Consider the following 25,447-nt stretch of genomic DNA (forward strand, 5'->3'; position numbering starts at 1 on the left):
ACGTAGGCTAACAACAAACGAGCATGTTATCGGGAGGTAGTTGTGAAGAAATCAGACCGGATTGCCCGCGAACTTGAACACACCGTCGTCAACGGTGTGGAGAATGCCAAGGACTGGGCGACGCCGCGAGTCGAAGCAGCCGTGAACTGGGCGGTTCCCCGTATCCAGCACGGTATCGACACCGCTTCACCGAAGCTCCAGGAAGGCCTGAAGTCGGCTGCGCACAACCTCGCTGACGGCGTTGCCACCGTCACGCCGCGGCTCCAGGAAGGCTTGGCGAACCTCGCGCCAAAGATCCACGACGCCGTTGAGGACGCCTCGCCCAGGATCCAGGATGCCCTTAACAAGGCCACGCCAGCGCTCGGCCACGCCAGGGACAAGGTTGTTGAGGAATATCTTCCCAAGCTCTCCGAGCAACTCGGACAAGCCTCGGGAGTTGTCCATCAGGCGCTTGAGAACGCACCCGCGCAGGTGGATGCCGTCGCCCAGAAGCTGGTGGACTCGGGAGTGGTGCACAACCTGCAGGAGCAGGCACAGGCCACCGCGGCACAGCTGAAGGCCGCGGCCGGGGAAGCAACGAAAACAGTCTCGAAGGAACTCGCCAAGAGTAAAAAGCCCAAGAAGCGCGGGCTTCTGATCTTCACGGTTGTGACAGCAGCCGTCGCAGCCGGAGTCGCTGCGTGGAGGGCCAGCCGCCCGGTGGAGGACCCATGGAAGACCCCGGTCCCGGTGACTCACTCTTCGTCTCCGGCAGCCGCGGCGGCCGACAAAGTCGGCGACGCAGCAGTCAAGGCCAACGAAGCCGCCGCCAAGGTCGCGGACACGGTTGACGGCGTGGCTGTCAAGGTAGCTGACACCGCCGAGGCCGCAGCCGAAAAAGCCGCACACGTCGTCGAGGAAGCCAAGGAGGCCGCCGCTAAGGTCGCGACCGATGCCAAGACCGCGGTAAAGAACATCGCCGCAAGCCTCCACAAGGACGAGACCGGCAAGCACGAGGCCGGCAAGGACGAGGCCGCCACGGACGAGGGCGCCACGGACGATGCCGGCAAGCACGAGGCTTCATAAGTCGCGTTCGCTCCGCATTGAAGGGATTCCGGTTCGCCGGGGTCCCTTCAATTGTTTGGCCATTTGTCACCGGAGCCTTCCTCGAGAAACACCGCCCTGATGTTAGATTGATGGGGATGCAAGCCGATAGATCTTTCGTAGATGCAGTCACTAACGCAGCCGTCGTACCCGTGAAGCCGAGCGTTTCTATCGTCATCCCGGCTTACAACGAGGAAGGCGTCATCCGGCAATGCCTGATCGCTGCCGTTTACCAGTCCGTACCTGCCGACGAGATCATCGTCGTGGACAACATGTCCAAGGACCGCACTGCGGAAATCGTCCGGCAAATGCAGCAGGAATACCCGGAGAGCCCCATCATCCTGCTAAGCCAGGACAAGACCCAGGGACTCATTCCCACCCGCAACTTCGGCCTCAATAGCGCGACATCGGATGTCCTGGGCAGAATCGACGCCGATTCCGTCCTGGAACCCGACTGGGTCGAGCAGGTCCAGAAGTCCTTCGCCGATCCCTCCGTGCAAGCGGCCACGGGTCCTGTGGTCTACTACGACATGCCCATGCGTCGGTTCGGGCTCAAAGCCGACGACAAGATGCGCCAACTCATGCTTCGGCTTGCGAAGCACCAGTACCACTTTCTTTTTGGTTCGAACATGGCGCTTCGCCGTTCAGCGTGGGAAACCATCCGTGACGAGACCTGCCTGGATGAGAAGGACGAAATGCACGAGGACATCGATCTGTCCCTGCACCTGGCAGACCACGATCTCAGGGTGCAGTACTGGCCGCAGATGGTCTCCGGGATGTCGGCCCGCAGGCTCGAGGATTCGCCGCGAGACTATCGCTACTACGTGACCCGCTTCGACCGAACCTACAAAGCCCACAACGTGAAGAAAATGGCACTGAAGGCTCCCATGGTGGTGTTCTTCTCGGTCTATTTCCCGGCCAAGCTGCTCCGCGCCATACACGCAGCCAACGCACCCCAGGGCCGCCGCGGCGGCCTATAGCATCGTCGGCCGCCGTACGACCTCACCCGGCGATAGCCATCAGCTCAGTCTGTCCCGAGTTCGGCGATCTGGCCGTCGCCTCGAACCGCTTCTCCCTTGCCGCGCCGTTGACCGGCAACGACGACGGCCAGCCCGCCCAGGATCAAGGCGAGCCCCGCGTATGTCCCCGCAGGCAGCTTCTCATGCAGGAAAATCGCCGCGAGAAGTGCTGCCCCCGGGATCTCCAGCAGGATGATCATCGAGACCAACAGCGGGCTCATGGTGGCCAGGAGATGGTTGAAGGCCGTGTGGCCCACAAGTTGTGCGCATACGGTGATGGCCACTATCCCCACCCAGCCGCCGGCGTCGAACCCTACAAGGGGCTGACCGCCCGCGAAGGCAAGGATAGCTACAATGGCCGCACAGATCCCGTAGCAAAGCGTTGTGTACGTTCCAGTGCGCATGCTCTGGCGGGCCTTCCCCCCGGCCAAGGTGTACAGGCCGGCCAACGCGCCGCCGGCGAGGGCCAGGACGTCACCGAGGAAAGCTTTTGGAGAAGATCCCATATCGAAGCCCGTGATGGCCGCAACCCCGCCCAACGCGATGCCAAGTCCCACCAGGACCGGCCAACGGTGCCGAGTCCCCCGAAAGAGCTGGAAGACGGCGATCCACGCCGACTGCAGGCAGACCAAGGCTGTAGCGGCAGCAACTGACGTCAACTGAAGCGCCGTGATGAAACACGCGAAGTGGAAGGCCAGCGCCACTGCCGCGACGGAGGACCACATGAATTCGCTGCGGGTGATCTTACGGAACTGGCGGGGTTCGCGGATCAGGACCGGCGAAGCCATGACGACGGCGGCGATGGCGTTGCGCCAGAAGGCGATGGCCAGCGCCGTGACGGAGGTGGCGCCGAGTGTTCCTGCGATGAGAGGTCCGGATGATGCGACGCCGAGCACGCCCAAAGCAGCAACAATGAAGTTCACATTTCAACCTTAGTGCGACGGTTAAAGCGAAGAGTCCCGGTCATTTCTGACCGGGACTCTTTCTTATGGTGGAGGCACGGGGACTCGAACCCCGAACCCCCTGCTTGCAAAGCAGGTGCGCTACCAATTGCGCCATGCCCCCATAAGAAGCAACCCGTCCATACTACCCCAAGTCCTTTGATGGTATTACCATCTCCAGGCTGGGCGCTGGGCTAGTCAACCGTGTCGGTTGCCTTGCTCCACACTGCTTTCCGGGCTTCGGATTCCTGCGCTTTTTTGTAGAGAACGACGCCTGCGATCGCCGCTGCAACTATGAGCAACTTCTTCACATGCACCCCGTTCCGGTCCAGTTTCCTGAACCCTTTGCGAAACCTGCGCAGGTTCCGTGGGCGTACCAGGACTTGAACCTGGGACCTCTTCGTTATCAGCGAAGCGCTCTAACCGCCTGAGCTATACGCCCCGATACCTCTTCGGGCCGAGACATGACTTTACAGCACATCCCGGCCCGATCTCAAATCGAGGTATTTTCACCACTGTTTTCCAGTGGTTTCCCCCTATTTCAGGCCACTTAGGCTAGTCGTCGGTGAGGGTCACGCCAATGCCGCCAACGAGTGTTGCTGAAATGTTATAGAGCACAGCACTCAACATCGAGAGGGCAGTCAGCAAGACAACATTCACCACGGCAATGATGGTGGCAAAGGAAGCGACCTGTCCCAGGGAAGCGACCTTCTTCAGTTCAAAACCACCGCTTTCCGAACCTGCCAGGGTGCCCAAGAGGCTGTCCACTTGGTTGAAAATCCCGGTAAGGTCCAGAACAGTCCAAAGAACGATCGCGGCAATCACCGTGACGATGCCCAATGCGACGGACAGCAGGAACGCCATCTTCAGCACCGACCAGGGATCAACCTTGCTGACCAACAGGCGGGCACGGCGAACCTTTGCCTTCGGCGCCGGCTTCACAAGCCCTGGAGTCCCGGGAGCGGGTCGCTGGCCTTGAACGGGTCGCTGACCAGGCGCGGCGGGGCGCTGCCCTGCCGGTCGCTGCGCCCCCACTGGACGCTGCCCGGGAACGGCTGGACGCTGTCCCGGGACCCTTTCTGCGCCGGTTCCCGCTGCACCCGAGGTGGATGCTGCGGGCCGCTGCTGGGGACGGGCCGGTGCGTCTACCCGCGGAGTAGCCGACGGTTGCCGGAATCCTCCAGGGACACCCGTACTCGGCTTGGGATATGAGTCCGAATTGCTCACTCGTTACCTCCGGTGTTGTCTTCGTTCAGCTCGACGCCGGACCCACTACCGGATCCTGCGGCCGACCCCGATTCGGCCGTCACGGTCACCTCATTGGCGCCGCCGTTTGCAGCCAACGTTACGTCATCGGCTGCCTCGGACGGGCCTCCGACGGGATTTTCGCCACTATTGAAGCTTGCGGGCTCGTCAGTGCCATCGCCCGGTTCGTCGTCGGATTCTTCGCCATCAAGGCCGCGTTCGCTGTTACGGGCCACCTCGATGATGCGGTCATTCTTGTCCGGCTTCGCGAAGATGACACCCATGGTGTCGCGGCCCTTGGCTGGAACGCCAGCGACGGCGGAACGGACAATCTTTCCACCCTCCATGACTACCAGGACTTCGTCTTCTTCATTGACGATGAGCGCACCGACGAGGTGCCCGCGTTCCTCCTGGTACTTACCGACCTTGATCCCAAGGCCACCGCGGCCCTGGAGCCGGTATTCCTCGACGGCGGTGCGCTTGGCGTAGCCGCCTTCGGTCACTACGAACACGAATGAGCCATCTTGCACTACGTCGGCCGCGAGGAGTTCGTCGTCTTCGCGGAACTTCATGCCGGTTACACCCGAAGTGGCGCGCCCCATGGGTCGCAGTGCTTCGTCGGTGGCAGTGAAACGGATCGACTGGCCCTTCCGGGAAACCAAGAGGAGATCGTCCGTTTCGGACACAAGCTGCGCCGAGACAAGCTCATCCTCATCCCGTAGGTTGATGGCAATCACGCCGGCAGTGCGGTTAGTGTCGTAGTCTTCCAGGCGCGTCTTCTTCACGAGCCCGTTCTTGGTGGCGAGCACCAGATACGGCGCCTGTTCGTAGTCGCGCAAGTCCAGGACCTGGGCGATGTGCTCGTCCGGCTGGAAGGCCAACAGGTTTGCCACGTGCTGTCCCTTGGCGTCGCGGCCGGCCTCGGCAAGCTCGTACGCCTTGGCCCGGTACACGCGGCCCAGGTTGGTGAAGAAAAGCAACCAGTGGTGCGTGGTGGTGACGAAGAAGTGCTCCACGACGTCGTCGCCGCGAAGCTGGGCACCCTTGACTCCCTTGCCGCCACGCTGCTGCGAACGATAGTTGTCGCTGCGGGTGCGCTTGACGTATCCGCCGCGAGTGATGGTGACCACCACTTCTTCCTCGGGGATGAGGTCTTCCATCGACATGTCGCCGTCGAAGCCCATGAGGATGTGGGTCCGACGGTCGTCGCCGTGCTTAGCCACGATCTCAGCCAGTTCCTGGCTGATGATGTCGCGCTGGCGCTGCTCGGACGCCAGGATCGAGTTGAACTCCGTGATCATGGCTTCAAGCTCGGAGTGCCTGTCCTGGATCTTCTGCCTTTCCAACGCCGCCAGCCGGCGGAGCTGCATGTCGAGGATGGCGCGCGCCTGGAGCTCGTCGATCTCCAGCAGCCCCATCAGGCCATCGCGGGCAGCCTCGGTGGTGTTGGACGCTCGGATGAGTGCAATAACCTCATCCAGCATGTCCAGCGCCTTGAGAAGTGCGCGCAGGATGTGCGCCTCTTCCTCGGCTTTGCGAAGCCGGTAGCGGGTCCGACGGACAATGACGCTCACCTGGTGGGCCACCCAGTGCCGGATGAAGGCATCCAGGCTCAGCGTACGGGGTACGCCATCGACGATCGCCAGCATGTTGGCACCGAAATTGTCCTGCAGCTGAGTGTGTTTGTAGAGGTTGTTCAGCACCACCTTGGCCACGGCGTCGCGCTTGAGCACGATCACCAACCGCTGTCCGGTGCGGCCGGACGTCTCGTCGCGGAGATCCGCGATCCCCTGGATCTTGCCGTCCTTGACCAGTTCGGCGATCTTGATGGCCAGGTTGTCCGGATTTGCCTGATACGGAAGTTCGGTGACCACCAGGCATGTACGGCCTTGCAGTTCCTCCACGTTCACCACGGCACGCATGGTGATAGAGCCGCGGCCCGTCCGGTATGCGTCCTCGATGCCCTTGTGGCCGAGGATGGTGGCACCGGTCGGGAAGTCCGGACCCTTGATGCGCACGAGCAATGCCTCAAGCAGCTCTTCACGGGTGGCCGTTGGATTGGCCAGATACCACTGCACACCATCGGCGACTTCGCGGAGGTTGTGCGGCGGGATGTTGGTGGCCATGCCGACGGCTATGCCGGAGGAACCGTTGACCAGCAGATTGGGGAAACGCGCCGGCAGGATGGTGGGTTCCTGGTTCTTGCCGTCGTAGTTGTCCTGGAAGTCGACGGTTTCCTCGTCGATGTCGCGGACCATTTCCATGGCCAGCTGGGCCATCTTGGTTTCGGTGTATCGCGGAGCCGCGGCGCCGTCGTTGCCAGGGGAACCGAAGTTACCCTGGCCCAGCGCCAGCGGATAGCGCATGGTCCAGTCCTGGATGAGGCGGACCAGGGCATCGTAGATCGCGGTGTCACCGTGCGGGTGGTACTGACCCATGACTTCGCCCACCACGCGGGCGCATTTGTTGAACGAGCGGTCCGGGCGGTAGCCGCCGTCGAACATCGCGTAGAGCACTCGGCGGTGGACGGGCTTCAGGCCGTCTCGGACGTCCGGAAGCGCACGGCCAACGATAACGGCCATGGCATAGTCCAGGTAGGACCGCTGCATTTCCGTCTGTAGATCCACCTGGTCTACGCGATCGGTCAGCACATCGCCCTCAAGTACGGGTTCCGGAATGCCGGCCGACTCGGCGGGGACCTCGGGTGTTTCTTCACTCATAGTTTATGATTTCCGTTTCAGGTATATGTCAGTACTGGAATATTCCTAGGGGTTTTGAAGTCTCTAGATATCCAGGAACCTGACGTCCTTGGCGTTCTGCTGAATGAAGTTCCGGCGCGATTCCACGTCCTCACCCATCAGCACGGAGAAGGTCTGGTCTGCCGCCAGGGCATCGTCCATGGTGACTTGCAAGAGCGTACGGTGGTCCGGGTCCATGGTGGTGTCCCAGAGTTCGGTGTAGTCCATTTCGCCGAGGCCCTTGTAGCGCTGGATGCCGTTGTCCTTCGGGATTCGGCGGCCGGCGGCTTGGCCGGAGACCAGCTTGGCGTCGCGTTCACGGTCGCTGTAGACGTAGTCGTGAGGGGCGTTTGACCACTTGATGCGGTACAGCGGAGGCTGGGCGAGGTAGACGTAACCGTTCTCGATCAGCGGACGCATGTAGCGGAACAGCAACGTCATCAGCAGCGTGGTGATGTGCTGGCCGTCCACGTCGGCATCGGCCATCAGGACGATCTTGTGATACCGCAGCTTGGAGATGTCGAAGTCCTCGCCGATGCCAGTGCCGAAGGCCGTGATCATGGACTGGACTTCGTTGTTGCCGAGGGCCTTGTCCAGGCGTGCGCGTTCCACGTTGAGGATCTTGCCGCGCAACGGCAGGATGGCCTGTGTTTCGGGGTTGCGTCCGCGCTTGGCCGATCCTCCGGCGGAGTCACCCTCCACGAGGTAGACCTCGCAGCGCGCGGGGTCCTTTGAGGAGCAGTCGGAAAGTTTGCCCGGCATGCCGAAGGATTCCAGGGGGCTCTTGCGACGCGCGTTGTCGCGTGCCTTGCGGGCGGCCATCCGGGCTTGGGCCGCCTGGACAGCCTTGCGGATGACATCGCGGGCGGGGCCGGGGTTTCGTTCCAACCAGTCGCCAAGTTGGTCGGTGACCACGCGCTGAACGAAGCCTTTGACCTCGGAGTTGCCCAGTTTGGTCTTGGTCTGGCCTTCGAACTGGGGCTCGGACAACTTCACAGAGATGACAGCGGTGAGGCCCTCCCGGATGTCATCACCGGTGAGGTTGTCCTCCTTTTCCTTGATGATGGTCTTCTCGCGCGCGTAGCGGTTGATGAGCGACGTCATCGCGGCACGGAAACCTTCTTCGTGGGTGCCGCCCTCGTGCGTGTTGATCGTGTTGGCGTAAGTGTGGACGCTCTCGGAATAGGCCGTGGTCCACTGCATCGCAACCTCGACGGCGATGTGCCGCTCAGTATCTTCGGTTTCGAAGGCGATGACGTCCTCGTGGACGATGTCCACCTTCTTGCTCGAGTTCAGGTGCTTCACGTAATCGAGCAAACCGTCGTTGTATTGGTAAACGACGGTGCGGTGCTCAGCCGCCACTTCGCCTTCGGTGGCAACTGCATCAAGATCCAGGTCATCGTCGCCTGTCCCGGCGACAGGGCGTTCGTCCGTGAGGGTGATGCGCAGGCCTTTGTTGAGGAAGGCCATCTGCTGGAAGCGTGCGCGGAGGGTCTCGAAATCGAAATCGGTGCTCTCGAAGATGGTGCCGTCCGGGTAGAACGTCTGGGACGTTCCGGTCTGGTCCGTTGCTTCGCCCTGGACCAGCCCACCCTGTGGCTTGCCGCCGTCGGCGAAACTCATCCGCCAAACGTAGCCCTGGCGGCGCACCTCGGTGTCCACCCTGCGCGATAGTGCGTTGACAACGGAAATGCCGACGCCGTGGAGGCCACCGGACACGGCATACCCGCTGCCGCCGAACTTGCCGCCCGCGTGCAGGATGGTCATGACAACTTCGACGGTCGGCTTCTTCTCCGTGGGGTGCATATCCACCGGGATGCCACGGCCATCGTCAACGACCTTGACGCCGCCGTCGGCCTGGAGAGTGACCTCAATGTGGGTGCAGTACCCTGCCAGGGCCTCGTCCACCGAGTTGTCCACCACTTCATATACCAAGTGGTGGAGGCCGCGCGGCCCTGTGGATCCGATGTACATACCGGGGCGTTTGCGCACCGCTTCGAGACCCTCAAGGACAGTAATGTCACTCGCGCCGTACTCCCTAGACCCCGAGGGCGTGTCAGGCTTATGGGCGTTCTCCTTCGCGGGATCTACTGCCAAGGTCTCTGCATTGTCGTTAGCCACAGGCGCTTTCGACTCCTCCGTGTTCGATGGTCGCCGGCCGACACCGCACCAAAGAAGCACGTCCGTCAGGACACACCACAGGGATACGGCAGCCGCCAACAGGGACGTCACTGCTAACGCCGGCTACCTCGCGATTGGCGGATCCGCTTTCACATTGCTGTTTAGCGGAGCCAATCACCGTTCGCCGGCGCCCAGTTGTCTATGCCGATTCTATCGTGACTGGGCGCAGTTCCTTGCAAAACCCGGCCCATATGGTCAGGAAAGTAGCTCTGGGAGGCCGCTGGCTGCAGCTTCAAGCCGCCAAAACGGCACCCTCTAGGGAGCTATACGGTCCGGGGAGGTTTCTCGCCCCTGTGCGCCGTTCAAGCAAATGCGCTGCCACGGGTGCAGGGAAGTTACCCGTAGGTATCCCGAGGGCCCCGCCCGTTGACGCTTCGGCCGCCCTTGCGCCAGCTCGGTGCGGTGGGCGCAAGCACTTGAATGGACGTCACCACTCCGTCTCCGAGTTCCCTTCGGAACATGTCCAAGAGGCTGGTGCTCAAGAGCCGGAGCTGTGTTGCCCACGCGGTGGAATCGCAGCGGACATGAAGCGTGGTGTCGGTGAAGCTCTCCGGAGTGCAATGCGCGGAAATTTCAGGTCCCACCAAAGCATCCCATTCCGCCATCACGGAGCCGACAGCCACGGGAGAGGTCCAACCACGTTCGGCCACGAGCCTCCCCACCACTTTTCCCAAGCCAAGGGGATCCCTGCCGCTACCGTGGAATTGGCTGAATCCGCGGGTATCGCGGACGCCCTTGCGTTTAGGAGCGACGCCCGTCCGCGGAGCAGCCCGGCGGATTTCACCCCGCGCAGCGGCCGCTTCCCGCATCCGGTTCAGGGCCGATTGGGCAGCGTCGATCTCGTCAGGGTCCCTGCCCGGCTGGCGTCCGCCGGCGCTATCCTTCTCCATCAATGCCTCCGGGCACAACCTTCACACGCCGCCCGGCCAGTTCTTCGGGAATGTCGGCGTCGACGGCGGCTGTCACCAGCACCTGTTCGGCACCGGCCACTATTGCAGCCAGTTTACGCCTGCGCTGAACGTCCAATTCGGCGAACACATCGTCGAGAATAAGGATCGGGGCAGAACCGCCCGTACGGGTGTCGTCCAACATCACGTAGTACGAGGCGAGCCGCAAGGAAAGGCACATGGACCACGTTTCCCCGTGCGAGGCATAGCCCTTGGCCGGAGCTTGGCCCAAGATCAATTCGAGTTCATCGCGGTGGGGCCCAACCAGCGAAATCCCGCGCTCCAGCTCTTTGCGGCGCGAAGCGGCAAAAGCCTGGACGTAACGCTCAGTGAGCTGTTCCACGGAAAGCAAGCGGAGATCCTCAACCCCGTCCGAAGCTTCGTCAGCGCGTTCGGCGGGACCGCCGTCGTCGTCCAATACCCCCTGGATAGTGGAGCGGTAGATCGCGCCGGCCTCCTTGGTGCCATCCGTCAACTGCGCGTAAGCGCTCTTGAGGTGGGGGCGGAGCCGCTCGACGAGTTCCAGCCGTGCATGGAGAAGTTCCGCACCGGCCCGGGCCATGTGCTGGTCCCACACATCGAGGGTTGCCTCATGGCCTGAGGTGAATTTCCCGGTGCGGGCCGATTTCAGGAGGGCATTGCGCTGCTTGAGGACGCGGTCGTAGTCGCTGCGGGTTGCCGCGTGCACAGGCATGAGGCTGACCAGGAGTTCGTCGAGGAAGCGTCGACGGTTGGACGGATCGCCTTTGACCAGGGCAAGGTCCTCGGGAGCGAAAAGTACCGTCTGGCATATGCCGAGGATGTCGCGGGCGCGCACGGGGTTCCCGCGGTTGATCCGCCCGCGGTTGGCGCGGCCGGCATTGATTTCGAGTTCGACTACCGTTGTTTGTTCCCCGCGGATGAGCTTCGCCCGGATCAAAGCCCGCTCCGTGCCGAAGCGCAGGAGCGGCGCATCCGTACTGACCCGGTGCGAGCTCAGGGTAGCCAGGTATCCGATGGCTTCCATGAGGTTCGTCTTGCCGATGCCGTTGGACCCCACCAAGACCGTGACGCCGGGGCCGAGTTTGAGCTCGACCTGAGCGTAACTGCGGAAGTCAGTGAGGGAAAGGTGTTCGAGGTACACGCGTACTGCTGGTCGGCCAGGCCTATTTGGCCGGACGGGTCGCGTGTCCGCCGAACTGGTTGCGCAGCGCGGACACCATCTTCATGGCAGGCGAGCTGTCCTCGCGGGAGGAGAAGCGGGCGAACAGCGCTGCCGTGATGGCCGGAGCGGGAACCGCGTTGGCGATGGCTTCTTCAACGGTCCAGCGGCCTTCGCCGGAATCCTCGACGTAGTCACCGATCGAGGCCAGGCCCGGGTCTTCGTCCAAGGCTTTGACCATGAGGTCCAGGAGCCAGGAACGCACCACCGTGCCTTTTTGCCAAGCACGGAAGGTACCGGGAAGATCCTTGATGATGTCCTTGGCCGCGAGCAGTTCGTAACCTTCGGCATAGGCCTGCATCAGACCGTATTCGATGCCGTTGTGCACCATTTTGGCGTAGTGGCCTGCGCCCACGCCGCCTACGTGGACGAAGCTGTCTGCACGCTCTCCTTCGGGACGAAGGGCGTCGAATACGGGCAATGCGAGCTCAATGTCCTCGTCCGAGCCACCCGCCATGAGTCCATAGCCGTTCTGCAGGCCCCAGACACCTCCGGAAACACCGCAGTCGGCAAACCGGACGTCCTTGGAGGCCAGGAAAGCACCGTGTTTCTGGTCCTCGGTGAATCGCGAGTTGCCGCCGTCGATCACCATGTCTCCGGCAGAGAGCTTCTCACCGAGTTCGCCGATCACGGCATCCGTGATATCGCCCGCAGGAACCATGACCCAGACTAAGCGCGGAGTCGGAAGCGCAGCAATGAGTTCATCGATGGATCCGACGTCGGCGACCTCCGGATTGCGGTCGAAGCCGGTGACTTCGATTCCGCCGTTCCGCATGCGCTCGCGCATGTTGAAACCCATCTTTCCAAGACCGATCAGTCCGATGTGCACGGGGTGAACTCTTTTCTGCGCTGGTGGTTTGGTATTAACCCAACTGGCTCGCATTTGTTGACGTTCTGGAGGCCCAAAACGACAACTATTGCGGGCTAGTTGGGGAGGCGGACAGGCATCACGAGATAACGATAGTCGCCCTTGTCGTCCCCGTCGGCGTCAGCCTGAGCAGTGATCATGGCTGGCTTGGGGGCTGTGGTGAAGGAGAAGCGCACGAACTTGGTTTCGATGACGCTCAAGCCTTCCACCAGGTAGTGCGGGTTGAAAGCTACTGTGATGTCTTCGCCGCTGAGCTGGGCTTCCAGTTCCTCGGATGCCTGGGCATCCTCGCCGGTGCCGGCGTCAAGGCTCAACTGACCCTGTGTAAAGGCCAAGCGGACAGGGGTGTTTCGTTCGGCGACCAACGACACGCGGCGAACTGCTTCAACAAGCTCTTGTGTCTGGACTGTCGCATGGATCGGCGTCGACTCGGGGAACAAAGACCGAATCTTGGGGTAGTCGCCGTCGACGAGGAGGGAGGTGGTGGTGCGCCCGCCGCTTTCGAAGCCAATCAAGCGGCTCTCGTCATTAGCGAGGGCGAGATGGATGTCGCCGCTGCCGCCGAGGGTCTTGGCAACCTCGTTGAGGGTCTTGGATTTCACCAAGGCACTCGTGGAAATCCCTGGAGTGACCGGCTTCCATGGCACTTCCCGCATGGCGAGGCGGTAACGGTCCGTGGCGAGGAGGGTGATCATGTCATCCTCGATTTCCATGCGGACACCGGTCAGGATCGGAAGGGTGTCATCCTTGCTCGCCGCGATGATGACCTGCGAGACCGCCTGGGCAAAGGCGTCGCCGGGCAAGGTGCCACTGATCGGGGGCAGCGCGGGAAGCGGTGGGTATTCGGATTCCGGCATCGTGGCGAGATGGAAGCTGCTTCGACGGCACGTGAGGGTGACCTTGCTGCCATCGGTTTCGATTTCCACCGGCGCCGAGGGAAGGCTGCGGCAAATATCGGCCAGGAGGCGGCCGGAAACCAGGATGGTTCCCTCGGTGGTGATGTCGGCTGGAATCTCAAGTCGCGCTGAGGTTTCGTAGTCAAAGCTCGAGAGACTCACGGTTCCGGCTTCCGCCTTGAGCAAGAGTCCGGAAAGGATCGGGACGGGCGGCCGCGGAGACAACGACCGGGCTGTCCACGTGACGGCTTCTGCCAGGACGTCCCGCTCGACTCTGAACTTCACGGAAGGGTGCCGCCTTTCATTGCTGCTGCCAGTGTGCCACCCGGAGCCCCTCAGGAGCCCCGAAAACCATCGTCCGGAACCGGATAGCTGCATGGTCCGCGGGGGGCGAACTACAAAGCAGCGCCAAGGATGGACGCGATGGAGACAGCTTAGCCGGAACTTAGGGCATTAACCCATCCCCGGCTTGCTGGCCTGTGGTTCGGAGCAGCCTCGGGCTGCGTCGGTGGGTGGGCGGAAGGAGATTGTTATTTGAGGGAATTCATTTTTTTGGGATTAGTAGTGTTAATAACCCCTGTGGAAACTGTGGATAACCGTCTTTGGACCCGCAGTTCCGCGGTTAAGGCCTGTTCACGATATGTGGGTGGACAGGGTTTTAAACAGGGTGTGGACGTGGATAACCCCCAGGGCCGTTTTTGACGATCCACAGATGCCTTAAGGGTTTTAAGCCCATTAACCGCGCTTGTCCCCTTAAGTATCCACAGGCTTATCCACATGTGCCTGTTAATAAGGTATGTAGTAGCGGCTTAGGAATCGCGTTGCTGCTGCTTGATGCGGTTGGTCAGCTCTGTCACCTGGTTGTAGATCACACGGCGCTCTGCCATTAGCTCGCGGATTTTGCGGTCTGCGTGGATCACCGTGGTGTGGTCGCGGCCGCCAAGTTCCTGACCGATCTTCGGCAAGGACATGTCCGTGAGCTCACGGCACAGGTACATAGCGATCTGGCGCGCGGTCACCAAGGTGCGCGTGCGCGACTTGCTGCAGAGCTCCTCCATGCTGAGCTTGAAGTACTCGGCCGTTTGCTTGAGGATTTGATCGGCCGTGATCTCCTGTGCGCCGTCGTCGGTGATCAAGTCCTTCAGGACCATTTCGGCTAGGGCCACATCGACAGCCTGGCGGTTGAGGCTGGCGAACGCCGTGACGCGGATCAGGGCGCCTTCGAGCTCACGGATGTTGCTGGAGATCTTGGACGCGATGTATTCCAGCGCGTCGTCTGGGGCGGACAAACCCTCGCTCTGGGCCTTCTTGCGGAGGATCGCGATGCGGGTTTCGAGTTCCGGCGGCTGGATATCGGTCAGCAGACCCCACTCGAAACGGGACTTCATGCGGTCCTCGAACCCGGCCAGCTGCTTGGGCGGAAGGTCCGAGGTGATGACCACCTGCTTGTTGTTGTTGTGTAGGGCATTGAACGTGTGGAAGAACTCTTCGAGCGTCCGGTCCTTGCCCGCCAGGAATTGGATGTCGTCAATCAGCAGCACATCGACGTTGCGGTATGTGGTCTTGAAGCTGGCACCTTCGTCATCGCGAATGGAGTTGATGAAGTCGTTGGTGAACTCCTCGGAATTCACGTAGCGCACCCGGATGCCGCTGTAGAGCCGACGGGCATAGTGTCCGATCGCGTGCAAAAGGTGCGTCTTGCCGAGTCCGGAATCACCGTAGATAAACAGCGGGTTGTAGGCCTTGGCCGGTGCTTCCGCGACCGCGACGGCGGCTGCGTGGGCAAAGCGGTTGGAAGAACCGATCACGAAGGTGTCAAAGACATACTTCGGGTTCAGCCGGCCGAATTCGTGTGAAGTACTCGGCGGAGTGGGTTGCGGCTTTAGTTCCACGGCAAGATCGTTTACGGAAGAGAGCTCGACGGCGGGGGCCGGCTCTTCGTGGATGGGCACCAGATCCGTGTCGACGTCGATCGCGCACCGGATGTCGTCGGAAAAGACGCTGCGGAGCGCGTCGTCGAGGGCGTCCTTGACTTGCGTCTGGAGAACCTCTCGGGTCAGTTCGTTGGGTACGGCTACCAAAAGGGTGGAGCCGATCAGGCCTTGAGCCTGCGCCAAAATAACGAACCCACGTTGCCGGGGTGTGACGCGATCGTCTTGTTCCAGCAGGCTCAGCACCCGCCGCCAGGAACTTCCGACCGTGTTGGCGTGGTTGGCTTCGTCTACCGTCATCAATTGGTTCCCTCGGGTGCTTGCTTGCCTGGATTGCGGCAGCCGAAGGTCCGTGGCCGATCATTGGGCGTGGATTCCGAACCGTATCCACAGGGTTATGCACAGTCCGTGGATAATCGGCTACTGAGACACTCTAGGGGATGAAAACTCCAGAAGATAGCTGGGAACATGCTTGTGGATAATTACACGGTTGTGGTTCTGAAAGGGGTCTGTGAGCCACTTCATCCACAGGCAGCCTGGTGTACTTAGCCACAGCTGGGGATAGTGGGCACTAGGGCTCCCGGTTTGACCTGGCAGGTCTTTTTGCCCTAACGTTGTGAAGTCCTATGTGTCCGCTTTTTGACCACCCGCACTTCCGGTAAATCCGGCGTTCGGCGGCGGCGGATACACAAATAAACTTAGCGTCGGCCAGTTCTTCCCCTATTGATCGGGTGGGCGCACCTTTGATCCACTGGAGTAACTAACGTGAGCAAGCGGACTTTTCAGCCGAATAACCGCCGTCGGGCCAAGAAGCATGGCTTCCGCCTTCGTATGCGCACCCGTGCCGGCCGCGCCATCTTGGCCGCCCGTCGTGGGAAGGGTCGCGTCGAACTGTCGGCCTAAATTATTGACTCGTCGGTCAGTCTCTCAAGCGAGCCAATAGGTGCTAGCCACCCGTAACCGTCTACGGACTTCAACCGACTTTTCAACAACTGTACGTTCCGGCGTCCGCAATGGACGCCGGAACTTAGTGTTATATACGGCACCTCTTGGTGTCGGAGAGCCGAGCCGTATCGGCTTCATAGTTTCCAAAGCTGTCGGGAACGCTGTGACCAGGAACCTCGTTAAGAGGAGACTGAGAGAAGCAGGCGCTTTGTCTTTGAAGAAGCACGGCACGGGCCTTGCTGTTGTTGTCCGGGCGCTGCCCGCGGCAGCGACGGCAAGCTGGGACCAGCTGCTGACGGATTACAACGCCGCCTTGGCGGCAACCACGAAACGGCTTGGCGGATCCTCGCCGCGAGTTGTTTCGCCCACCCAGGGCACCACAACGGAAGGGACAACGCGTGCATGAGCTGAGCTCCGCCGTCGTCCGCTTCTTGAGAGTTGCTCCGAGAATCCTTGGAACATTTCTGTGGGAGCTGCCCCGCAACGTCCTCATCATCCTCCTGAAGACGTATCGCACGATCATCTCTCCCTTATACGGCCAGGTGTGCCGGTTCTTCCCATCCTGCTCGGCCTATGCCTTAGAAGCGGTGACGGTACACGGTGCCGTCAAAGGAAGTTGGCTCGCTGGGCGGCGTCTTGTGCGTTGCCACCCCTGGAACGCCGGCGGCGTGGACCACGTCCCCGCCGGACATCGTCACTGGCCCGAAGGCCAGACGCCCACAATTGTTGTACTGAACAACCCGGACCAGTTCCTGGCTGTGCGGTCTGATGAAGACGGTCGCCGCACAGCGGCCTGAGGAAATAGGGAAAACGTATGGACATCTTTGGAACAATTCTGGCTCCGTTCAAGTGGCTAGTGTCCGCGATCATGTTGGGGTTCCACGACGGCCTGAGCTTCATCGGCCTGCCACCTGAGAACGGCTGGACCTGGACGCTGTCCATCATCGGCTTGGTGTTGGTGATCCGAGCCGCACTGATCCCTGTTTTCGTCAAACAGATCAAGGCGCAGCGAGGAATGCAGCTGCTGCAGCCCGATCTGAAGAAGATGCAGGCGAAGTACAAGGGCAAGACTGACCAGCTCTCGCGCCAAGCCATGGCCCAGGAGCAGATGGCGCTGTACAAGAAGCACGGCACTAACCCGTTCTCGGCTTGTTTGCCCATGTTGATCCAGATGCCGTTCTTCTTCGCGCTGTTCCAAGTGCTTTCCGGTATCACCCAAGCCCGCCAGGCCGGCCAGGGTATTGGAGCCCTGAGCCATGAGCAGGTGGTGCAGTTCGACGAATCCAGCATCTTTGGCGCCCCCCTTTCGGCGTCTCTGCTTCACGGCGGACCTGCTGGTACCGACCAGACGGTCGTGTGGATCCTGTCGATCGTGATGATCCTCGCCATGACCGCTTCGCAGTTCATTACGCAAAAGCAGATCATGGCCAAGAACATGTCTGAAGAAGCCATGGCCAGCCCGTTCATGCGCCAGCAGAAAATGATGCTTTACGTCCTGCCGCTCGTCTTCGGCATAGGTGGCATCAATTTCCCCATCGGCGTGCTCATCTACTGGACCACCACCAACCTGTGGACCATGGGGCAGCAGTTCTTTGTCATCCGCCGCATGCCAACGCCGGGATCCCCCGCAGCGAAGGCACTTGCTGAGCGTCGCGCCGCCAAGGGCCTGCCTTCTCTGCCCCTCGTGGGAGCCAAGAAGGACGCAGACGTTGCTGCCGAAGTGGCCGCCGTCGAGCTCAAGGCACAACAGCGCATCCAGCCACAACGTAAGAACAGGAAGAAGAAGTAATGTCTGTTGAAAGCACCGAAGAGGAAACGGCCGCTGGCGTCACCGAGGAACTGGCAGCGACCACGGCAGCAACCCCCGATGATGGCGAGTCTGCCGGGAAGGGCGTTTCCCTGAGCCGCCTTGAGGAAGAGGGCGACGTCGCCGCAGATTACCTTGAGGAGCTCTTGGACATTGCCGACATCGACGGCGATATCGATATCGAGATCCGCAACGGCCGTACCTACATCTCCATCGCGGCCGAAGAGGACTCCGAGGGTCTTGAAAGCCTGGTAGGCCAAGACGGCGAAGTGCTTGAAGCCCTCCAAGAACTCGCTCGCCTGTCCGTGCTGTCCGCCACGGAGAGCCGCTCGCGCCTTGTGCTCGACATCAACGGGTACCGCAAGGAGCGGGCAGGCGATCTGCAGCAGATTGCCGAGGACGCCGTTGCGAAGGTCAAGGAGACTGGCGCCGCAGTGGCTCTGGAGCCGATGAGTGCCTACGAACGCAAGATTGTGCACGACGCCGTTGCGGACCTGGGCTTTGTCTCCGAGTCTGAGGGCGAAGGCGCAGGCCGCCACATTGTGGTTTCGGTCGACTAACGGATCATGGTTGAAATTACGGCCGCCGAACTGCAGGCGGCAGAGAAGATTTTTGGTGACCGCCTTGGGCTCGCCCAGCGGTATGTAGAACATTTGGCGACGTCAGGGACCGAGCGCGGGTTGATTGGCCCGCGTGAGGTTCCCCGCCTCTGGAGCCGGCACGTTCTCAATTGTGCAGTCATCGAATCGGCTATCGCCCACGGAAGCCACGTTGCGGACGTCGGGTCCGGCGCGGGGCTTCCCGGTCTGTGCTTGGCAATTGCACGTCCCGACCTTGAACTCACTCTGATCGAACCCCTCGAACGCCGTGTTATCTGGCTCCAGGAAGTAGTGGATGATCTCGGCCTGGACAACGTCACTGTCATGCGCACCCGTGCGGAACTCGCAGTGGGGATGGTCGACGCCGATGTTGTCACGGCGAGGGCTGTCTCTGCTTTGTCCAAGCTTGCTGGCCTGACCATTCCCTTGCTTAACGGCAAGGGTGAGGTGGTCGCCATCAAGGGCCGCAGTGCTGCCGAGGAGATTGAGCAAGCAGCAAAAGTCGTCCGCAAACTCGGCGGCGTGGAAACGTCCGTTGTGGTTTGTGGGCAGGAGCTTTTGGAGGAACCCACCACAGTGGTGAGGATCGTCGTCAATAAACAGCGTAAGATCGCTTAGCTTCGGCGCTGTGTCCCGCGTGTCCGTAACTGAGCGGTTAAGCTAGAGAACGGCAGCTAGAGCCGAATGAGAGTGAGAGTGTGACTGTGGGCAGTAGCGAAACCTCCACGCAGCGGATCCCGCCATTTATTTCCTTGGGGTCTGCGCGGGCTATGGCTGCGCCCTCGGCGTCATTCGAGTCTGCATTGATGCGCACTAAATCGGTTTCAAACGCGGGTGTTTCACGTGAAACCTTGATTGTCGAAAATGACAACGTCATGGACTCCATCGACGACTCCAGCCCGATTGCACGACAGCTCGCGAACGAGACCCGACGCCGGGAACGCTTGGTGGGACGCGATCTTCCCAAACCTGAGAAGACCCGTATCTTCACGGTGTCCAATCAAAAGGGTGGGGTAGGAAAGACAACCACAACGGTCAACATCGCGGCTGCCTTGGCCTCCGCCGGTCTCAATGTCCTGGTCATCGACATAGATCCCCAGGGCAACGCGTCCACCGCCTTGGGGATTGAGCACCACGCCGACGTCGACAGCATCTACGATGTGTTGATCAACGACCTTCCCCTGCGCGACGTTGTGGCTCCCTGCCCGGACATTCCTAACCTCATATGCGCTCCGGCCACGATTCACTTGGCCGGAGCTGAAATCGAGTTGGTTTCCCTTGTTGCGCGCGAGCAGCGTCTTCGCCGTGCCATTGATGTGTATGCGAAGGAACGGGCGAAGAACGGTGAAGGCCGCTTGGACTTCATCTTCATCGACTGCCCGCCCAGCCTGGGCCTGCTGACCGTCAACGCCTTCTGCGCGGCAAGCGAGGTACTCATCCCGATTCAGTGTGAGTATTACGCCTTGGAAGGTCTCAGCCAGCTCCTCAAGAACATTGAAATGATCCAGAAGCACCTCAACGCCGATTTGGTTGTTTCTACCATCTTGCTGACGATGTACGACGGACGCACCAACTTGGCCGCGCAGGTAGCTTCCGAAGTTCGCCAGCATTTCCCCGATCAGGTTCTCGGCGCAGTGGTCCCACGTTCGGTCCGCATCTCAGAAGCACCGAGCTACCAACAGACTGTGATGACTTACGATCCTTCATCCAGCGGCGCGTTGTCCTACATGGAAGCCGCCGCGGAAATCGCCGAACGCTAGACTTTCTGAATCACTGCAACATCCTTGGCGGGCTCCATTCTTGCCATTCCACCGGAGGGACATACTAATGAGCGAAAAGCGACGAGGCCTGGGTAGGGGTCTTGGGGCTCTCATTCCCAGCTCCGCTTCGGCCGGTGCATCGGGCAATGGCGTTCCGGCATCCCGCCCTGTGGACCTCTTCTTCCCCGAAGCCCGCAAGGCGGCGGACACGGTCGATACCCCGGAAGTTTTTGAAACCGAGGTAGCCAAGAGTTCACCGTCGCGAGGCTCCTCTTCAAAGAGCCCGACGCCGGCAAAGTCTCCCGCGGCGAAGTCGCGTTCCGCTAAGGCCGCCGCCTCGGAGGTTTCACATGAAGTGAAGGCCGCTTCCGCTAAAGATGCTGTCTCTGACACTCCTCGCGTGGAGGCGTCCGAGGTTGAACTAGTCGAAGTTCCAGGCGCGCGTTTCGCGGAGATCCCCGTCGGAGACATCCATCCAAACCGCAAGCAGCCTCGTAGTGTCTTCGATGAGGACGACATGGCGGAGCTCGTTCACTCCGTCAAAGAAATTGGCGTCCTCCAGCCAATTGTTGTACGTACTTCAACCGAAAAGGGTGGAGAACCGTATGAATTGGTCATGGGTGAGCGTCGATGGAGGGCAGTTCAGGCCGCTGGTCTCGAAACCATCCCGGCGATTGTCCGCGATACGAATGATGATGACCTCCTTCGCGACGCTTTGTTGGAGAACCTTCACCGCAGTCAGCTGAACCCCTTGGAAGAGGCAGCCGCCTACCAGCAGTTGTTGGAAGACTTCGGCACAACCCACGAGCAGCTGGCTGACCGGATTGGACGCTCGCGGCCGCAGGTCTCCAACACGCTTCGTCTCCTCAAGCTTCCGCCCTTGGTCCAGCGGCGCGTTGCGGCAAGTGTTCTTTCGGCCGGCCACGCGCGTGCGTTGCTTGCTCTGCCGGACTCGGCCGCAATGGAGCGACTCGCGCAGAAAATCGTCGCCGAGGGTATGTCTGTACGTGCTACCGAGGAAGCAGTTGCGCTGTACCAGGATCCTACGGTGCCGCCGAAAAACAGCATCCCCCGCCCCAATGCGCGCCACGAACGCTTAGACTACCTTGCTTCATCCCTTTCGGATCGTCTTGACACCAACGTGAAGATTACCTTGGGGGCTCGAAAGGGTCGCGTGAGCATTGAGTTTGCAAGTGTTGAGGATCTGAATCGGATCATGGATGTAATATCGCCCGGTGCCGAAGGGTAGCTGCTTGATTTCTAAAAATGGGGTCTGCTTCTAAGGAAGCAGACCCCATTTCTTTTTTAGCGCTGCGAGAAAGCAAGGCGAGGCCTTTTTGGCGCTGCCTTCTGCGACCGTAGCTTTCACGTGTTCTGATTGGAAGACCCATTCGCGGCCTTCAGGAACGCCTCATCAGGTCACCAGAGTTTGCGGGAGTGCTGCCTCCGGGCCTGGTCGAAGGTAGGCGGCCTCACGTGCAGAGAGTTTCCTGTTTCACTCGAAACGGGAATCTATCTGGATGACCCGCAGATTGTTTGTGTGCTCCATTCGTTCCACTTGCCGCCGGCCGAGGGCGTTAGCTCTTCGATGGTCGGTATCGCGTTGCTTTGCTTGGTTTGCCACGCCGTCTCAGCCTCGACGGGCCACGACTGGCATCTTGCTTGTCCCAGAACTAGCTTTGTCATTACCGGAGTTGTCGAAACCTAACACGGCTTTTGCGGCGAGATTCGAGATGAAGGACTATCGGTGCCGCGTTGATACGCATGTGCGGACGCAGTGAGGCCAGTTCCTGGAGACCGGCCAGTGTTCCGCGGTGGCAACTTCCGGTGAAGGTTTGAGGAGGTATCGCCTAGTGCTGTGCCGCGTTTCACGTGAAACACTTCGGTCTTCTCTCTGGATGACGCGGCGCGCGACTGTTCCCCGTCGGACTCGCTTTGGAGACTTCGCCGTTCTGGCTCAGTGGGGACTTTCCGGGCCAATTGTGAAGGCATGCGCGCATCCCGAATTTTCGACGAATCCGACCCAACTGCGCACCTCATCTGCTGGTAGCCAAGTGAGCATCCTTAGCAGTCCACGCCCAATTGAAGCCATTGGCTCCCCGACGTTTCACGTGAAACGAGGCGACTCAAGAAGATTGAAGCAGTGAAAGGACAAGACATCTCCGACCCGCACCCCGGTGCGGACCGAACGGTGCATCATCGCCCTCAGGTTCACCCGGCGCTGCGGTCCTCACCGGATTGCGTTCCATTTACGGATGAACCGGTCTACGGTGGAAAGGGTTCTTCGGCGTTTCAACATGCCGCTGCTGGCACGCCTGGACAAGATCACGGACCTGCCTGTCCGCAAACCGCGTCCTGCACGCTACGAGCACGACCATCCCGGGGACCTCGTTCACGTGGACGTCAAGAAACTGGGCCGGATCCCCGATGGCGGAGGCCACCGCGTGCAGGGCCGCACGGCGGGGAACCGGAACAACAAGAAGCAAGGTCGCGGCTATGCCTACCTCCACCATGCCGTGGATGACCACTCCCGGTACGCGTACTCGGAAATCCCAACCGATGAAAAGCAACACACCGCAGCTGCGTTCTGGGTCCGCGCGAACGCCGCCTTCCAGGCCGAGGGAATCACCGTGCTGCGGGTTCTGACGGATAACGGTTCCTGCTACCGCTCCAAGGTCTTCAACGACGCGCTCGGGCCGGGGATCAAGCACAAATACACCCGCCCCTACCGGCCTCAGACCAACGGCAAAGTCGAACGGTTCAACCGCACCCCCGCCTTCGAATGGGCCGACGCCCGCGCCTACAGTTCGGACGAAGCCCGAGCAGCCGCCCACCAGGAATGGCTCACCACTACAAGCACCATCGACCCCACAACGGCGTTAAAGGCCACTCACCCATCGAGCGCGTTCACAACCTCCGTGAGAGTTACAACTAGCGCGCCCGAAATTGTTGGCGCTGGATATCCTGGCTTGTGGAGCGCAATGGCGCGGTCATAGTTCCCGTGCGCTGGATACCGGTCTCGGCGCTCCGTTGTAGGAGACCATGTCCGCTATCGCTCAGTGTTGAGCTCGGTAGTTGTTTCATGCTTCCGCGTGCTCCTCGTGGAGTGCTGTTGCTGTGCAGTGCTGGCTAGTGGTCCCCGGCTGGAGACTCAGCGGACAAGCTAATGTGGGGGGGTACCTCGGGCACGTGGATCTGACTATTCTCGCCGTTCTCGCCTTTAGGGCGAGGATGTATTATTCAGCGATCACCCGCCAGATCCCTGTACAAGCTGATAGGAGTGCTCCAAGAGGGCCAGTCGATGCTCCGCTGCGATGGTGCGCCGTTCCATTGTGCGCCCTGTTAGGCCGTTCGGTGTGTCCTTGCTGGCGGTACATCATGTGTCAGTGAAGATCGGGAGTAGTGGTGCACATGCCCTGGCTCCGTAGATTCTTGCTCGATCTTCGTCCGGCGAATGCGAGTGTCTAGGCTGCCCCGGCAGGCTAGTGAGAGTCACGCGTGCATGCTCGGGGAGCGCTCTCCGTCGTGGGTATTGCGTGACGCTCGCGATCTGGCGTGTTCAGAAGGTAGTCGGTCGACACAGCGTGCGGATTCCAGCCGTGGTCGCCGATATGGCCCGGCCATCCGGTTGGGCCGTTGCATGTCGTCGACTCGTCTCGTGTCACTTGGCTGCCCGGTCTGGACGTCAGAGCTGCGCAATCCTTGTGTTTTTGATTGCGAAGGCTGGATTCCCTTCGCTCTGGGAAGCAAGCGATTATTCCGTCGCACGCTTGTTTTGAAGCTTGGCGGGAAAGCTCGTGGCTGGTGAAGACCGTGATTGTGTGTGGGAGCCCATAACTGCAGGAACCATAGATCTTCGGTGTCTCCGGCCTTTGTGGTAGTTGGGAGACGCGTACGAATACCCAGCTTTGGGACCCGTAGGCGAACCACAGAGTCTGATCACGTACCTGTCTCCCTAGTCTCCGGGAGCATCATCGCCAACTCCTGGAGCGAGCTGCTCAGCCGAGCTGCGTACAAGGCGACGGATGGCTGCAACAGCTATCGACGACGGCGCTTCACATCGTTGCGGAGCGACTGTTATGAGGCTGTCCTAAAGCTGTTGAAAAGTCCCTGGAGGCCAGTGGATATCGCTGTGGATATCTTTGTTGATAAGTAGTGGGGACTGGCAGTCTGTGGATCCCGAGTTACGACGCTTCCCATCGCCGTGGACCGGTAGGATGGACGCCGCAATTCACTGGCGTGATTGTTTCACGTGAAACGGTCCCTAGTTGTCGAAAGTCTTCTGATTCTCTCGAATTTGTGTCGAATACGGGTAGTCTTTCTCTGTTTCAGGGCAGTTCTGACGTTGCACTAACAACCTTCACTCTCTGAACGAGGGTCACCTCATTTGCCCGTGTACGAACTCCTGCAGCCCGGGCTGAAGGGGTGGCACTGCTTTGAACATGGGTCGGTGGATATCGCTGTGGATAACTCTGTGTATAACTTTCGGGTGAACGGTGGATATCTATTCAGGCCTGGCCTGGAGGAGGCACTCGGTACGCCCTTGCGGTGCATCCATAGGCTCTGATTCTTGCCAATTCCTTAAGGTCGGCTGATGTTACGGGATACGCCAAGGTGAACCTCCGCTCCAGAGGTTCGACATGTTTCACGTGAAACAGTGGCTCCCCGGAGAACGCAGATAGTGAAGTGTCCATGTGCATACGGGATGCATCAAGGCTCACGGTGCTTCATGTCTGGAACACATCCTCACGAGCCGGATGCATAGGAGGCATGATCAACAGGGACTTGGGACCAGTCTGATGATCTTCCGAGCAGCTTGTTTGGCATTGCTTGGTGCTCTCTTCGGCTAGGCAATTTAGCCTAAGGAAGGGTTCTGTCAGATGCGTCTGTCGAGTCCGAATCGCCGAGAGATGAGCCACGCTGAGCAATTTCGGTGTCTGCATTTGGTACAGCTGCCGCCCCCGGATGACAAAGTCCCAAGCAGAGTGAAGGCGTACGGTCGCGCTCCAAGTCCCGAAGGCCCTCCCCCGCCGTCATCCAAGGACGCAGCTGAGCGTTCAAGCATCTGTATCGGCCCTACCTTCTTGAGGCGAGCTGGTCTGTGGTGGTTCGGTCAAGGCCTGTTCAGCACCGGCCGGCACGTTTGGATGCGGTGTAGTGCCCAGCAGAATACCGCATGACCCAGCAGCCCAGGGCACCGCCGAGCCCAGCACTGTCCAAGCCATGACGTGGATCATTGTGCCCATCGCAAGTGGGGAGTTTAGATCGTAAAGAAACTAGGCGCTG

General features: G+C 60.5%; 22 protein-coding genes and 2 tRNA genes. 12 read left to right on the forward strand and 12 right to left on the reverse strand.

What is annotated here, in order from left to right:
- Positions 1-42 precede the first annotated feature (42 nt).
- Together ABD884_RS23055 and ABD884_RS23060 are read left to right on the forward strand one after the other, a co-directional pair.
- Entirely contained in the window at positions 43-1,065 is a 1,023-nt protein-coding gene (locus tag ABD884_RS23055; protein ID WP_345052573.1) for a hypothetical protein, read from the forward strand.
- Positions 1,066-1,181: 116 nt separating this feature from the next.
- Complete coding sequence (locus ABD884_RS23060; protein WP_345052577.1) at positions 1,182-2,063, forward strand: glycosyltransferase family 2 protein; 882 nt, start codon at positions 1,182-1,184, stop codon at positions 2,061-2,063.
- A gap of 44 nt (positions 2,064-2,107) precedes the next feature.
- On the opposite strand, the gene ABD884_RS23065 is transcribed toward ABD884_RS23060, so the two are convergent.
- The 12 genes from ABD884_RS23065 to dnaA form a co-directional block, all read right to left on the reverse strand.
- Complete coding sequence (locus ABD884_RS23065; RefSeq protein ID WP_345052580.1) at positions 2,108-3,025, reverse strand: DMT family transporter; 918 nt, start codon at positions 3,023-3,025, stop codon at positions 2,108-2,110.
- 66 nt (positions 3,026-3,091) lie between these two features.
- Positions 3,092-3,167: transfer RNA gene (locus ABD884_RS23070), tRNA-Ala, on the reverse strand.
- 70 nt (positions 3,168-3,237) lie between these two features.
- Entirely contained in the window at positions 3,238-3,354 is a 117-nt protein-coding gene (locus ABD884_RS23075) for a DLW-39 family protein (RefSeq protein ID WP_345052586.1), read from the reverse strand.
- Between the two features lie 57 nt (positions 3,355-3,411).
- Positions 3,412-3,485: transfer RNA gene (locus tag ABD884_RS23080), tRNA-Ile, on the reverse strand.
- Between the two features lie 113 nt (positions 3,486-3,598).
- Positions 3,599-4,270, reverse strand: coding sequence for a DUF3566 domain-containing protein (locus ABD884_RS23085; RefSeq protein ID WP_028267920.1), 672 nt, complete (start codon positions 4,268-4,270; stop codon positions 3,599-3,601).
- Complete coding sequence (gene gyrA, locus ABD884_RS23090; protein ID WP_345052593.1) at positions 4,267-7,008, reverse strand: DNA gyrase subunit A; 2,742 nt, start codon at positions 7,006-7,008, stop codon at positions 4,267-4,269. Before gyrA ends, ABD884_RS23085 begins: the two co-directional genes overlap by 4 nt.
- A gap of 63 nt (positions 7,009-7,071) precedes the next feature.
- A complete protein-coding gene (gyrB, locus tag ABD884_RS23095) occupies positions 7,072-9,147 on the reverse strand; it encodes a DNA topoisomerase (ATP-hydrolyzing) subunit B (RefSeq protein ID WP_028267918.1) in 2,076 nt (691 codons plus the stop codon).
- Positions 9,148-9,542: 395 nt separating this feature from the next.
- A complete protein-coding gene (locus ABD884_RS23100; RefSeq protein WP_345052600.1) occupies positions 9,543-10,097 on the reverse strand; it encodes a DciA family protein in 555 nt (184 codons plus the stop codon).
- Complete coding sequence (recF, locus tag ABD884_RS23105) at positions 10,084-11,277, reverse strand: DNA replication/repair protein RecF (protein ID WP_345052603.1); 1,194 nt, start codon at positions 11,275-11,277, stop codon at positions 10,084-10,086. The genes ABD884_RS23100 and recF overlap by 14 nt, the downstream gene beginning before the upstream one ends.
- Positions 11,278-11,299: 22 nt before the next feature.
- Positions 11,300-12,238 carry a phosphogluconate dehydrogenase (NAD(+)-dependent, decarboxylating) gene (gene gnd, locus ABD884_RS23110; RefSeq protein WP_345052608.1) on the reverse strand — a complete coding sequence of 313 codons (939 nt, stop codon included), beginning with the start codon at positions 12,236-12,238 and terminating at the stop codon, positions 11,300-11,302.
- A gap of 41 nt (positions 12,239-12,279) precedes the next feature.
- On the reverse strand, positions 12,280-13,404 hold the full coding sequence (dnaN, locus tag ABD884_RS23115) for a DNA polymerase III subunit beta (protein WP_345052611.1): 1,125 nt from the start codon (positions 13,402-13,404) through the stop codon (positions 12,280-12,282).
- 524 nt (positions 13,405-13,928) lie between these two features.
- Complete coding sequence (gene dnaA, locus ABD884_RS23120) at positions 13,929-15,350, reverse strand: chromosomal replication initiator protein DnaA (RefSeq protein ID WP_028267913.1); 1,422 nt, start codon at positions 15,348-15,350, stop codon at positions 13,929-13,931.
- Between the two features lie 465 nt (positions 15,351-15,815).
- Between dnaA and rpmH the strand changes: the two genes are divergently transcribed.
- From rpmH to ABD884_RS23170, 10 genes are all read left to right on the forward strand, one after another.
- Positions 15,816-15,953 (forward strand): 50S ribosomal protein L34, encoded by a 138-nt coding sequence (rpmH, locus tag ABD884_RS23125; protein ID WP_011776797.1) that lies wholly within the window; start codon positions 15,816-15,818, stop codon positions 15,951-15,953.
- Between the two features lie 40 nt (positions 15,954-15,993).
- Positions 15,994-16,401, forward strand: coding sequence for a ribonuclease P protein component (rnpA, locus tag ABD884_RS23130; protein ID WP_028267912.1), 408 nt, complete (start codon positions 15,994-15,996; stop codon positions 16,399-16,401).
- A complete protein-coding gene (gene yidD, locus ABD884_RS23135) occupies positions 16,394-16,792 on the forward strand; it encodes a membrane protein insertion efficiency factor YidD (RefSeq protein ID WP_376953762.1) in 399 nt (132 codons plus the stop codon). Before rnpA ends, yidD begins: the two co-directional genes overlap by 8 nt.
- Before the next feature lie 17 nt (positions 16,793-16,809).
- A complete protein-coding gene (gene yidC / locus ABD884_RS23140; protein ID WP_028267910.1) occupies positions 16,810-17,784 on the forward strand; it encodes a membrane protein insertase YidC in 975 nt (324 codons plus the stop codon).
- Positions 17,784-18,362 carry a Jag family protein gene (locus ABD884_RS23145; protein ID WP_345052627.1) on the forward strand — a complete coding sequence of 193 codons (579 nt, stop codon included), beginning with the start codon at positions 17,784-17,786 and terminating at the stop codon, positions 18,360-18,362. The genes yidC and ABD884_RS23145 overlap by 1 nt, the downstream gene beginning before the upstream one ends.
- A 6-nt stretch (positions 18,363-18,368) precedes the next feature.
- Positions 18,369-19,019: a 16S rRNA (guanine(527)-N(7))-methyltransferase RsmG gene (rsmG, locus tag ABD884_RS23150; protein ID WP_028267908.1), complete on the forward strand. Its 651-nt coding sequence runs from the start codon at positions 18,369-18,371 to the stop codon at positions 19,017-19,019.
- A gap of 86 nt (positions 19,020-19,105) precedes the next feature.
- Positions 19,106-20,161 carry a ParA family protein gene (locus tag ABD884_RS23155; RefSeq protein ID WP_345055250.1) on the forward strand — a complete coding sequence of 352 codons (1,056 nt, stop codon included), beginning with the start codon at positions 19,106-19,108 and terminating at the stop codon, positions 20,159-20,161.
- Positions 20,162-20,228: 67 nt separating this feature from the next.
- Positions 20,229-21,410, forward strand: a complete 1,182-nt coding sequence (locus ABD884_RS23160; RefSeq protein ID WP_345052640.1) for a ParB/RepB/Spo0J family partition protein — start codon at positions 20,229-20,231, stop codon at positions 21,408-21,410.
- 291 nt (positions 21,411-21,701) lie between these two features.
- Positions 21,702-21,869 (forward strand): hypothetical protein, encoded by a 168-nt coding sequence (locus tag ABD884_RS23165; protein WP_345052643.1) that lies wholly within the window; start codon positions 21,702-21,704, stop codon positions 21,867-21,869.
- Positions 21,870-22,338: 469 nt separating this feature from the next.
- Positions 22,339-23,157 carry an IS481 family transposase gene (locus ABD884_RS23170; protein WP_376953766.1) on the forward strand — a complete coding sequence of 273 codons (819 nt, stop codon included), beginning with the start codon at positions 22,339-22,341 and terminating at the stop codon, positions 23,155-23,157.
- Positions 23,158-25,447 lie beyond the last annotated feature (2,290 nt).

Origin of the sequence: Arthrobacter methylotrophus (genome assembly GCF_039539965.1) — a bacterium.
GTDB classification, from domain to species: Bacteria; Actinomycetota; Actinomycetes; order Actinomycetales; family Micrococcaceae; genus Arthrobacter; species Arthrobacter methylotrophus.

Coding starts and splice junctions, on each gene's coding strand:
- ABD884_RS23145 (WP_345052627.1), top strand. CDS start 17,784: ATGTCTGTTGAAAGCACCGAAGAGGAAACGGCCGCTGGCGTCACCGAG.
- ABD884_RS23160 (WP_345052640.1), top strand. CDS start 20,229: ATGAGCGAAAAGCGACGAGGCCTGGGTAGGGGTCTTGGGGCTCTCATT.
- rsmG (WP_028267908.1), top strand. CDS start 18,369: ATGGTTGAAATTACGGCCGCCGAACTGCAGGCGGCAGAGAAGATTTTT.
- ABD884_RS23100 (WP_345052600.1), bottom strand. CDS start 10,097: ATGGAGAAGGATAGCGCCGGCGGACGCCAGCCGGGCAGGGACCCTGAC.
- gnd (WP_345052608.1), bottom strand. CDS start 12,238: ATGCGAGCCAGTTGGGTTAATACCAAACCACCAGCGCAGAAAAGAGTT.
- gyrA (WP_345052593.1), bottom strand. CDS start 7,008: ATGAGTGAAGAAACACCCGAGGTCCCCGCCGAGTCGGCCGGCATTCCG.
- dnaA (WP_028267913.1), bottom strand. CDS start 15,350: ATGACGGTAGACGAAGCCAACCACGCCAACACGGTCGGAAGTTCCTGG.
- yidC (WP_028267910.1), top strand. CDS start 16,810: ATGGACATCTTTGGAACAATTCTGGCTCCGTTCAAGTGGCTAGTGTCC.
- ABD884_RS23060 (WP_345052577.1), top strand. CDS start 1,182: ATGCAAGCCGATAGATCTTTCGTAGATGCAGTCACTAACGCAGCCGTC.